This window comes from Pseudorhodobacter sp. (assembly GCF_030452865.1).
GTDB lineage: Bacteria > Pseudomonadota > Alphaproteobacteria > Rhodobacterales > Rhodobacteraceae > Pseudorhodobacter.
Genome location: NZ_JAKDLJ010000098.1, coordinates 1 through 10,174, shown reverse-complemented (window position 1 = coordinate 10,174; position 10,174 = coordinate 1). Strand labels below are relative to the sequence as shown.

Genomic DNA, 10,174 nt, shown 5'->3' with positions numbered 1-10,174 from the left:
AGATAACGCGCGTCGGATGGTACTGCAATTGAAACATGGGGACCGGCTCGACTTGGCCAAACCTGCGGGCGTATGGCTCCTGCGCGCCGCAAAGCCGATTTTGCGGCCCGATATGCTGGTGGCGCCCGTCCCGTTGCACTGGTTTCGGTTGCTGCGCCGCCGCTATAACCAATCGGCTTTGCTCGCGGGTTCGCTGGCGAGGTTGGCGGGGCTGGAGCATTGCCCCGATTTACTGGTGCGGTCGCGACACACGAAAAGCCAAGGCGGGCGTGACCGGCTTGAACGGTTCGAGAATATGCAGGATGCGATTCGCGCCCATCCGCGCCGCAAAGACCGCCTTCAAGGGCGTCATATCCTGCTGGTGGATGATGTTATGACCTCTGGTGCAACTTTGGCGGTTGCGGCGGATGCTTGCCTTGCGGCGGGTGCGACTTGTGTTTCGGTGTTGGCACTGGCGCGCGTTGCGAAGGATGCTTAAATCCCTATAGTCATCGCGACCATTAGGGGTGAGAGCATGAAACCTGTCGAAATCTATACCTCTCCGCTTTGCGGCTATTGCCATGCGGCGAAACGCTTGCTGACCAACAAAGGCGTGACCTTTACCGAGCATGACGTTTCCCGTGATCCCGCAGCGCGCGCGGATATGGTTCGACGCGCGAATGGTGGCCGCACGGTGCCGCAAATCTTTATCGGTGCGCAGCATGTCGGCGGCTCGGATGATCTGCACATGCTGGAGCGTACCGGCAAACTTGACGCGCTATTGGCGGATTGATGGATGCGGATAGCCCTTGTTCAGTTGACGGTTGGCGATGATCCGGCAGCAAACCTGCCGGAAACGCTGGGTTTGATCCGAAAAGCCGCTGCCGGTGGCGCAGAATTTGTGCTGACGCCGGAATGTACCAACGGGCTTTCCTCCAGCCGTGAACACCAGAGACGGATATTTCACCGCGAAGAAGATGACCCGAATTTGCAGGCATTGCGGAATGCAGCGGCGGAACTCAGCATCTGGCTGCTGATCGGATCACTTGCGCTGTTGACGGATGACCCGGACGGGCGCTTTGCCAATCGCTCCTTCCTTATCGGGCCCAAGGGCGAAGTCGTCGCGCGTTATGACAAGTTGCATATGTTCGACGTGAACGTCTCTGCAACCGAAGTTTACCGCGAATCGGCAGGCTATCGGCCTGGAACGGAGGCAGTGCTGGCGAAAACGCCGATTGGTGCGATTGGAATGACCATTTGCTATGATCTACGCTTTCCCTATCTGTTCCGCCATCTGGCGCAGGCTGGTGCGCAGATCATTACCGTTCCCGCTGCCTTCAACGATACTACCGGCGCCGCACATTGGGAGGTGTTGCTGCGTGCCCGCGCGATTGAAACCGGCGCGTTTATACTGGCCCCTGCACAAACCGGGTTTCATCCAGAAACGATGGTTGGCAAGGGACGGCGGACCTATGGCCACAGCCTTGTCGTGGCCCCGTGGGGCGAGGTACTGGTCGATGCCGGAACCGAACCGGGCGTGAGTTTTGCCGAGATTGACCTTTCGGCAGTAGACCGCGCGCGTGGTCGCGTGCCGTCATTGAGTCATGACCGTGATTTCACGGGGCCAAAATGACTGACACGCCGGAAGATCTTGCGGTGGCCCTGTTCGGAGAGCTGTTCATGGCAGACCAACTCGCCCGGAACCGCATCTCCAAAGTTCTGCCGCGCGGGATGGAGCTTTCGCATTTCGGGGTGTTGAACCATCTGGCGCGCGTCAATGACGAACGGACCCCGGCGCAACTCGCGCGCTCCTTCAATGTCACACGCGGGGCGATGACCAACACGCTGGGCAAGCTGGAATGGGCGGGCCACGTCCACATCCGTCCCGATTGGGACGATGCGCGCCGAAAATGTGTCGCCATCAGTCCCGCAGGTCGCGCCGCGCGTGATGCCGCTGTGCAGGCTGTCGCGCCGCTGATTGCCGAGTTCGTGACGGATTTGGGTGCCGAACGGGTGCGGGCTTTCATGCCGATTCTGCGGGAATTGCGTACCCGGTTGGAAGGCAATGAATAAGTGATGACGCAACAGCCAAATTCGATTTTGGTCATGGGTGCCACCGGACAGATCGGGCGGGTGCCGCGGCGATGGGGGCGAGATGTTCCGCCGGATAGGCTGCGCGCGCTATGGCAATCTCGCAGGCCGGAACCAGCCTTCCCGCATCCGGACATCTTGGCGGAACCTTGCGCCGCCGGTGCGCAGTGGCGATTTGCTGCGTCTGATGCAGCAGTGACACCCCGCATCGAACTGGATACCAAACTTCGGCACGCATTGGTTACGCTCCCGTCCAAAGCCGCGCAGCCGCAGAGGCTGGTTTCCGAACGGCGGGCATTGTCGCAATGATGGGGAGCAAGCGCCTTCTCGATCTGACTCTGGTGGTGATTCTGTCGCTGATTCTTGTCGTTCCGTTTTCAATCCTGCTGGTGGTGATGTATCTGCGTGAGGGGCGGCCGCTTTTTTATGTTGCAGAACGGATGAAGCGTCCGGATCAACCGTTCTGGCTGTGGAAACTGCGGACCATGACCGTGGTGGGAAACGAAAGCGGGGTTTCCGGCGGTGACAAAACCGGGCGCATCACGCCTTTGGGTGCCTTCATTCGCCGCGCCCGCATGGACGAAGTGCCGCAGATCTGGAACGTTTTGAAAGGGGATATGAGCTTCGTCGGGCCGCGTCCGCCATTGCGCGAATATGTCGAACGTTTTCCGGAAATTTACAGCAAAGTGCTGAAAAGCCCGACAGGAATCACGGGACTCGCGAGTCTGCGCTATCATGCAACCGAGGAACGGCTTTTGGCGGCCTGCGCCACGGCAGAGGAAACCGACCGGGTTTATGCAACTGTCTGTGTGCCGGCGAAAGCGCGCCTTGATTTGCTCTATCAGCGCAACTGGTCGATCTGCCTCGACGTGAAGCTGATCTGGGAAACCGGCACCGGGATCCTGATCAAGCGGTTTTTCAAGGGGCGCCAGGGTTGAGGGATGACGCGCTTTTGGATGGCCACGGGTGCCTCCGGCAGGGATATTTTTGCAGAGAAGACGGGCTCAGGGTTTGACTGGAAACAGGTTTGCTGCTTGTTCCGGCGTGTATCGCCCAAGCCGGATATCTTCCTCGATCAACGCCGGGTCGCGTTTTGCGGGGTCGCCATAACCGCCGCCGCCGGGGGTGCGCACACGCACGCGGTCGCCGGGGCCGAGCGCAATGTCTTGCGCTTTGGACAGGTGCGGCGGGATAAAAACCTCACCATTCCGGGTGATTTCGACGCTGTTCACCGCGCCGTCCTTGCCACCCATTGCACCCTGCGGTCCTGTGCGCCCGTGATCCATCACGAAGCTGGCCCTTGCCGTGCCGCGCAGCAGTTCAATCTCGTAGTCCAAGCCGAAACCGCCGCGATGCTCGCCGGCACCGCCTGATCCTTCGTGCAAGGCATAGCGACGGTAAAGCACTGGGAAGTTCTGTTCCATGATCTCCACCGGGGGGGCTTTGGAAATTCCGATGGTCGAACAGCCATTCGACAGCCCATCGTGGTATGCGTTGCCGCCGTACCCGCCGCCCGATATCTGATACATCACAAAATCGCGGCCCTTCTCGGGGTCATGCCCGCCGAGGCCAAAATTGCCGGAAGTTCCGGCAGGTGCTGCGGTGACATGTTGGGGTATGGCCTGGACCAAAGCGGCAAAAACTGCTTCGGCGATGCGCTGCGAGACTTCTGCGGCGCAGCCGGACACCGGGCGCGGGTAATGGGCGTCAAGGAAGGTACCTTCATGGCCGATGATTGTCAGCGGCTCAAATGCGCCTGCCGAGAGCGGCACATCGGGAAAGATATGGCGCAGCGCCAGATAGACTGACGAAAACGTGGTCGCCTGCACCGAATTCATCGGGCCTGCGCAGGGCGGGGAGGAGCCGGTGAAATCGAAGCTCAGCTTCTCGCCATGTCGCGTGACTTTCAGCGCGATGGTCAGGGGTTCATTGACCACGCCGTCACTGTCGATGAAGGCGCGCGCGCTATAGCTGCCTTCGGGGATCAACGCGATTTTCGTGCGCATCTGGGCGGCGGCGAGGGTGCGGATTTCAGCGATTGCGGCGGTGACTGTGGCGTCCGAATAGCGGTTCAGCAATTCAGTCAACCGATCCGCGCCGACCAATAGAGCGGATGCCTGCGCTTGCACGTCGCCGATCCTTTGTTCCGATACCCGGATATTGGAGCAGATTACTTGCCAGATCTCGGTGTCCAACACGCCCTTCTTGAACAGCTTGATCGGGGGCAGCCGCAGCCCTTCCTGTTCGGCAGCCGTGGCCGAGGCAGAAAAGCCGCCCGGCACAGCACCACCGGTATCCGGCCAATGCCCGGTGTTCGACAGCCAGCAGTAAATCTGCCCGTCGCGGTAAAACGGCATCGCGAAGCGCACATCCATCAGATGGGTGCCGCCCAGATAGGGGTCATTCACGATGTAGATATCGCCCGGCTCCGGCGGCAGGGTTTCACCGGATGCGATGCGCGTGATGATATGGCGGGTGGAGAATTGCATGGTTCCGACAAAGACCGGCAGGCCCTTCGCGCCTTGGGCAATGAGCGAGCCGTCGGCGGCGGAATAGATGCCGTCAGAGCGGTCGTCAGCTTCGGCTATCACGGGCGAAAACGCCGCGCGGCTAAAGGTCAGGTCCATTTCGTCACAACACTGTTGCAACCCTGCCTGGATCACGGCGAGGGTGATCGGGTCGATTTTCGTGGTGTTAGAGCCAGTTTCAGGCATGTGGCACCTCTATGATCAGGTTTCCATCGGCGTCTGATGTGACCGTGCAGCCCGGATGGATGAGGGTCGTGCAGTCCATCTGCTCGATGAGTGCCGGACCCCGCAGTGTCAGGTCGAGAGGCAGGTGGTCACGCCAATAGACCGGCGTTTCGACCCAGCCATTGAACCAGACCGGGCGCGTGGTTCGGGGCGTTGCCTTTGCCAGACGTTCGGAGGGGTCAATGAGGCGGGACAGATCCATCTGCGGACGCTCGCCAATGACCGATGTGTTGAGGTTGACGAGATTGGCGCGGATTGTCGGCAGGTTGACACGAAAGCGCGCATGGTAGGCAGCCTCAAACCTTTGTTGCAGTTCCTCGCGGGTGGGGGCCGCGTTTGGCAATGGCACGCGCAGCAAGTGGGTTTGGCCGATGAATTGCATATCGGCGGAAAGCTCCGTTCTGATTTTGGTCAATTCGATGCCAGCGGCTTTGATACGGTCGGTTCCCTGCGTGATCTGATCTGCCAGAACGGCATGAACCTTTGTCATGTCGACACCATCCAGCGGTCGACTTAGGGTGCGGACGGCATCGTGGCGCAGGTCGGCCACCACACAACCCAGCGCGTTGCTCATACCGGGGCGCGCGGGAACCAGCACGCGCGGGATGCCGAGTTCAGCGGCGAGTGCCGTCGCATGCAAGGGGCCAGCACCACCAAAGGCGAACAGCGCGAAATCGCGCGGGTCTGCCCCCAGCGACAGCGACACCATCCGGATCGCCCCTGCCATATGAGTATTGGCGATGCGGATCACGGCTTCGGCTGCGGCTTGGACGGACAGACCCAATGGCTTGCCTATCTTCGTCTCGAATATGGCGGAAAGCTGGGCTTGATTCTCGCCAAAGCGCGCTGCGGGAAGGCGGCCCAGCAGCAGGTTCGCATCCGAAATCGTCGGCTCCGTCCCACCGTTGCCATAGCAGATCGGGCCGGGGCTGGAACCTGCCGAACGTGGGCCAACGCGCAACATTCCGCCCGCGTCAACTCGCGCTATGGAGCCGCCACCCGCCCCCACGGTACGAACATCGACCATCGGGACATGGATGGGCATGGCATATTCCAGCTCGATCTCGTTTGAGACTGGTGCGCTGGCATTTTTGATCAGGGCAACGTCGGTGGACGTACCGCCCATGTCGTAGGTGATCAAGTTCGGAATACCCGCGCGCCGCCCCGTCGCCACGGCGGCCATCACACCAGAGGCGGGGCCGGACATCACGGTTTTTACTGCTTCGGCACTGACCTGCGAAGCGGGGACCATGCCACCATTGCCATTCATCACCAGCAGGTCATGGCGATAACCCTTTGCGCGCAAAGCGGTGGCGAGGGATTGGACATAGCGTTCCAGCAACGGCTGGACTGATGCGTTCACCGCCGCCGTGACCCCGCGTTCGTATTCCCGCGATTCCGACAGCAGGGCGTGGCCGCAGGTGATGTATTGGGTCGACCAGATTTCACCCGCAATCTGGGCGGCAAGCAGCTCATGCATGGGGTTGGCATAGGCATGCAAGAAGTGAATGACGAGCGATTCGCAGCCCATTTTCGCAAGTTTGGTGACGTTTCGGCGCAATTCATCCTCATCCAGCGGCGTGAGGATCCGGCCCTTGGCATCCATCCGCTCCGTCACCTCAAGGCGCAGATCGCGGGGGATGATCGGGATGAATTCACCGGTCATGCCGTAAGCGTTGGGGCGGGTGCGGCGGCCCAGTTCCAGCACGTCCCGAAACCCCATCGTGGTGATCAACCCGGTTCTGGCCAGTTTGCGCTCCAGCACCGCGTTGGTGGTGGTGGTCGTGCCATGCACGATCAGGGCAAGGTCGCAGAGTGGTGTCCCTGACTTACTCAGCGCCGCCAGAACGCCCTCCGCCTGCCCTCCGGTCTTCGGGTTATGGGTGGTCGGCGTTTTTGCGAGCCGAACCTCTCCCGTTGCGGGGTCCAGGATCACCAGATCTGTGAATGTCCCGCCGACATCGGCACCTGCAACAAGATGTGTCATCGGATTTGACCTTGTGTTGTGTTGCCTGGCTGCGCGGGGGGGGCCGTTAGCGTCGGGTGATAGTGCGGGATGAATGCGGTGTTGTGGATATTTGTACAGAGAAGACAATAGCGCATTTCAGACCCCCACAAAGGTGTGGAACTGCGGTGTCTTGGCGGAAAGTCCGTCATTTGCCAGGATCTCCGCCACGGTGCCATTGGTCACGAAAGCAATCCGGTCGGCGAGGGCCAGGGCGGTTTCGACGCGCTGCTCCACCAAGATCGTGGCGACGCCGCTGGATTTGAGCGTCGTCAGAGTGTCCCGGATCAGGGTGATCATCGAGGGTTGCAGCCCTTCCATCGGTTCATCGAGCAGAAGGACTGTGGGTTCCAGACACAGTGCGCGGGCGATGGCGAGCATTTGCTGTTCACCGCCTGACAGTGTGCTTGACCGTTGCGCCAGCCTTTCGCGCAAGCGGGGGAACAGTGACAACACATGGTCACGCGTGGCAGCGCCTTTGCGCCGAGTCATCAGACCGATCTCGATGTTCTGCGCCACGCTGAGTTCGCCAAACAGGCGGCGCCCCTGGGGGACGTAACCGATACCGCGTTTTGGCACTTCATGGGCGGGCAAGGTGTGAAGCGGGGTGCCGTTCAACATGATGCTACCGGCAGTGACCGCCACTTGCCCGATGATCGCGCGCAGCATGGTGGTTTTGCCAGCCCCGTTGCGCCCCATCACGCAAGTCACTTCGCCCGGTTCCGCCCGCAGCGACAGACCGCGCAGCACCTGCACATTGCCATAGCCCGCGTCGATGTTTGCAATCTCCAACATGCGGTCAACCCCCGAGATAGGCGGCTTGCACCGCTGGGTCTGCGCGGATCTGCGCGCGGGTTCCGGTGGCCAGCTTCTCGCCGAAGTTCAGAACCGTGATCCGGTCAGCAAGGTTCATCACCACATCCATGTTGTGTTCGATCAAAAGCACGGTGACTTCTGGAGTGATCGCGCGGACAAGTTGATTGAACACCTCGATTTCGGCGGTGCCAAGCCCCTGCGTCGGCTCATCCAGGATCAGAAGTTTTGGCTGCATCGCGAGCCCCATCGCGACCTCGAGCAAGCGCTGATGGCCATAGGCCAGCGTGCCAGCGATTTGATCCGCGCGGCTGCCGAGCCCGACGCGATCAAGGGCCGCCAAACTCTCCGCTTTCAGGGTCTTGCTGCCTCGGCTCTGGATGGCAAGCGCCACATTGTCGAAGACCGGCAGGTTGGTGTAGATCGACGTGATTTGAAACGTATAGGCGATGCCGCGCACCGCACGGCTATGCGCGGCGAGGCTGGTGATATCCTGACCGTCGAACTCGATCCTGCCAGCGCTGGCCGCAAGCCGACCGGACAGGAGGCCGACAAAGGTGGTCTTGCCTGCACCATTGGGTCCGATCAAAGCGTGAACCTGCCCTTTCGTCAGGTCGAAATCGACATTCTCGACTGCCTTCAAGCCGCCAAAATGCTTGGTCAGGCCGCGCGCAGACAGGATGGGGCCAGGCGCGATCACGGCAACCATTTCGCCCCCTTTTCACGCAACGCACCCAGGATGCCTTTGGGCGCGAAAAGCACCAGCACCAGCAATGCTGCACCGACAACGAACAGATGCGCCGTGGTATAACCGGAGGAAATGTCAATTAGGTAGAACATCAAAAGCGCGCCGAGAAAAGGGCCAAGCGTGGTCCCCGCACCGCCCAAAAGCACATAGAGAAGCGGTAGAATGGAGTATTGGATTGTCGCAAAGCTGGCCCCGATATAGCCGAACAGCACAGCATATGCCGCCCCTGCCGCCCCCGCATAGAGCCCGGAGATACTAAGTGCGATCAGCTTCACCCTGAATGGATCATAGCCCAACATGCGCGAACGTTCCTCATTCTCGCGCATTGCGATCATCGAGCGGCCAAGCCGTGACCGCACCAACACCAGGTTGACCAACAACGCGATCGAGAACAGCGCGAGCGCAGTGAAATAACGCGGGGTGTCGGCTGAAAAATCCAGATTGCTGATGGCGCGGGCGGTGCGTGCAATCACGATACCTTCGTCGCCGCGCGTATATTCGCCATAATAGAGAATGGTCAGGTAACCGGTTTGCGCGAACATCAACGTCACGATCATAAAGGAAACGCCGCCGGTTCGGAGCGCCAACACGCCCGTCGCCGCAGCAATCGCCCCACCCGCTGCGACGCCAAGGATCAACGCCACCGCAGTGGGAACGCCCCAAACCTCTATCCCCAACCCGGTTGCGTAAAGCCCCGCCGCAAAGAACAGCGCATGGCCAAGGGACAGCAGGCCAGTATAGCCAAAGGCGATATTGTACCCCATGGCGAAAACCGCCAGCACCATGATCCGGGCAATATTGGTGTGATGGTAGGGTGGCAGGACGAACTGCGCCGCAAAAAGCACGGCGAGAACAGCGATATGCAAGGCCAATGCGCGCTTCATGCCTTCGCCCCGAACAATCCTTGCGGTCGAAAGACCAGCACCATCGCGACCAGTAATGTCGCCAATATCTTCGCCAGCGTCGGCGAAAAGAAGACCGAGATTGTCCCGTCCGACAACCCGATGATCAGCGCCGCCAACAATGTGCCGCGTAAACTGCCCAATCCGCCGATGATCACCACGATGAACGACAGCAACAAGGGATCATGCCCCATCAGATAATGTGCCTGCTGGATCGGCACGATCAACACCGCTGCTATCGCTGCCAGCCCCGCGCCCAAGGCAAAGGTCGCGGCATAGACCCGATCCACATTGATGCCAAATGCCCGGGCGGTGCTTCGGTCAAGCTGCGTCGCCCGCATGATCAACCCGGCGCGCGTGCGCGTCATCAGCAACCAGACCGCCAGCAGAACCGCGCCCGCTGCCAGCACCACCGCGATCTTGTAACCGGAATAACCGAACCACGGCAGTTGGATGCGCAGGTTGAACGGCGCTTCGACCGGGCGCGCCTCTGGCCCGTAAAACGTCAGTGCAGCCTGTTGAAAGATGTAGGACAAGCCGATGGTGGCCACGATTGTCGCCTCCGGGTCATAATTCAACCGCTTCAGGATCAGCATGTCGGCCAGCGCGGCGATGCCGCCGACGATCAGCGGGCAGATGATCAGCGCCGCCAGAAAGACCATCGCAGGTGGGCCGGGCAGGTAATAGGTGACGAACCATGCGATCACTGCGCCCAACATGAAAAACTCGCCATGTGCCACATTCACCACACGCATCACGCCAAACACCAGCGACAGCCCAACGGCGGTCAGCGCCAGAACTGCGGCCATCACCGTGCCTTCCATCAAGGCCAACAGCAAGAACGGGCCAAAATCCATTCAGAATACCCTGCATTTCATCTTGG

The 10,174-nt window shown here is 60.4% G+C and carries 11 protein-coding genes; 5 read left to right on the top strand and 6 right to left on the bottom strand.

Annotation, left to right across the window (positions count from 1 at the left end; genetic code table 11):
* The 5 genes from L0H65_RS07990 to L0H65_RS07970 form a co-directional block, all read left to right on the top strand.
* A partial coding sequence (locus L0H65_RS07990) for a ComF family protein (protein ID WP_301458355.1) occupies window positions 1–478 on the top strand: 478 nt, incomplete at its 5' end.
* A 36-nt stretch (window positions 479–514) separates the two neighbouring features.
* Window positions 515–772: a glutaredoxin 3 gene (gene grxC, locus L0H65_RS07985; RefSeq protein ID WP_301458353.1), complete on the top strand. Its 258-nt coding sequence runs from the start codon at window positions 515–517 to the stop codon at window positions 770–772.
* Between the two features lie 3 nt (window positions 773–775).
* Window positions 776–1,612 carry a carbon-nitrogen hydrolase family protein gene (locus L0H65_RS07980; RefSeq protein ID WP_301458351.1) on the top strand — a complete coding sequence of 279 codons (837 nt, stop codon included), beginning with the start codon at window positions 776–778 and terminating at the stop codon, window positions 1,610–1,612.
* Window positions 1,609–2,052, top strand: a complete 444-nt coding sequence (locus L0H65_RS07975; protein ID WP_301458349.1) for a MarR family winged helix-turn-helix transcriptional regulator — start codon at window positions 1,609–1,611, stop codon at window positions 2,050–2,052. The genes L0H65_RS07980 and L0H65_RS07975 overlap by 4 nt, the downstream gene beginning before the upstream one ends.
* 323 nt (window positions 2,053–2,375) lie before the next feature.
* The gene (locus L0H65_RS07970; protein ID WP_301458347.1) at window positions 2,376–3,008 is read left to right on the top strand and encodes a sugar transferase; all 633 of its coding nucleotides are present in this window, start codon (window positions 2,376–2,378) and stop codon (window positions 3,006–3,008) included.
* 66 nt (window positions 3,009–3,074) lie between these two features.
* Here the strand turns inward: L0H65_RS07970 and L0H65_RS07965 are convergent, their stop codons facing one another.
* The 6 genes from L0H65_RS07965 to L0H65_RS07940 all read right to left on the bottom strand — a co-directional run bounded on the left by L0H65_RS07965 (window position 3,075) and on the right by L0H65_RS07940 (window position 10,148).
* Window positions 3,075–4,784 carry a hydantoinase B/oxoprolinase family protein gene (locus tag L0H65_RS07965; RefSeq protein ID WP_301458345.1) on the bottom strand — a complete coding sequence of 570 codons (1,710 nt, stop codon included), beginning with the start codon at window positions 4,782–4,784 and terminating at the stop codon, window positions 3,075–3,077.
* Window positions 4,777–6,810: a hydantoinase/oxoprolinase family protein gene (locus L0H65_RS07960; RefSeq protein ID WP_301458344.1), complete on the bottom strand. Its 2,034-nt coding sequence runs from the start codon at window positions 6,808–6,810 to the stop codon at window positions 4,777–4,779. The genes L0H65_RS07965 and L0H65_RS07960 overlap by 8 nt, the downstream gene beginning before the upstream one ends.
* Window positions 6,811–6,927: 117 nt before the next feature.
* Window positions 6,928–7,623: an ABC transporter ATP-binding protein gene (locus tag L0H65_RS07955; RefSeq protein ID WP_301458342.1), complete on the bottom strand. Its 696-nt coding sequence runs from the start codon at window positions 7,621–7,623 to the stop codon at window positions 6,928–6,930.
* Window positions 7,624–7,627: 4 nt separating this feature from the next.
* Entirely contained in the window at window positions 7,628–8,350 is a 723-nt protein-coding gene (locus tag L0H65_RS07950) for an ABC transporter ATP-binding protein (protein ID WP_301458340.1), read from the bottom strand.
* Entirely contained in the window at window positions 8,338–9,273 is a 936-nt protein-coding gene (locus tag L0H65_RS07945) for a branched-chain amino acid ABC transporter permease (RefSeq protein ID WP_301458338.1), read from the bottom strand. Before L0H65_RS07945 ends, L0H65_RS07950 begins: the two co-directional genes overlap by 13 nt.
* Entirely contained in the window at window positions 9,270–10,148 is an 879-nt protein-coding gene (locus L0H65_RS07940; RefSeq protein ID WP_301458337.1) for a branched-chain amino acid ABC transporter permease, read from the bottom strand. Before L0H65_RS07940 ends, L0H65_RS07945 begins: the two co-directional genes overlap by 4 nt.
* Window positions 10,149–10,174: the final 26 nt, after the last annotated feature.

What these genes read in the sequence shown, in the direction of transcription:
- grxC (WP_301458353.1), top strand. Translation starts at nt 515, where the DNA reads ATGAAACCTGTCGAAATCTATACCTCTCCGCTTTGCGGCTATTGCCAT.
- L0H65_RS07980 (WP_301458351.1), top strand. Translation starts at nt 776, where the DNA reads ATGCGGATAGCCCTTGTTCAGTTGACGGTTGGCGATGATCCGGCAGCA.
- L0H65_RS07975 (WP_301458349.1), top strand. Translation starts at nt 1,609, where the DNA reads ATGACTGACACGCCGGAAGATCTTGCGGTGGCCCTGTTCGGAGAGCTG.
- L0H65_RS07970 (WP_301458347.1), top strand. Translation starts at nt 2,376, where the DNA reads ATGATGGGGAGCAAGCGCCTTCTCGATCTGACTCTGGTGGTGATTCTG.
- L0H65_RS07965 (WP_301458345.1), bottom strand. Translation starts at nt 4,784, where the DNA reads ATGCCTGAAACTGGCTCTAACACCACGAAAATCGACCCGATCACCCTC.
- L0H65_RS07960 (WP_301458344.1), bottom strand. Translation starts at nt 6,810, where the DNA reads ATGACACATCTTGTTGCAGGTGCCGATGTCGGCGGGACATTCACAGAT.
- L0H65_RS07955 (WP_301458342.1), bottom strand. Translation starts at nt 7,623, where the DNA reads ATGTTGGAGATTGCAAACATCGACGCGGGCTATGGCAATGTGCAGGTG.
- L0H65_RS07950 (WP_301458340.1), bottom strand. Translation starts at nt 8,350, where the DNA reads ATGGTTGCCGTGATCGCGCCTGGCCCCATCCTGTCTGCGCGCGGCCTG.
- L0H65_RS07945 (WP_301458338.1), bottom strand. Translation starts at nt 9,273, where the DNA reads ATGAAGCGCGCATTGGCCTTGCATATCGCTGTTCTCGCCGTGCTTTTT.
- L0H65_RS07940 (WP_301458337.1), bottom strand. Translation starts at nt 10,148, where the DNA reads ATGGATTTTGGCCCGTTCTTGCTGTTGGCCTTGATGGAAGGCACGGTG.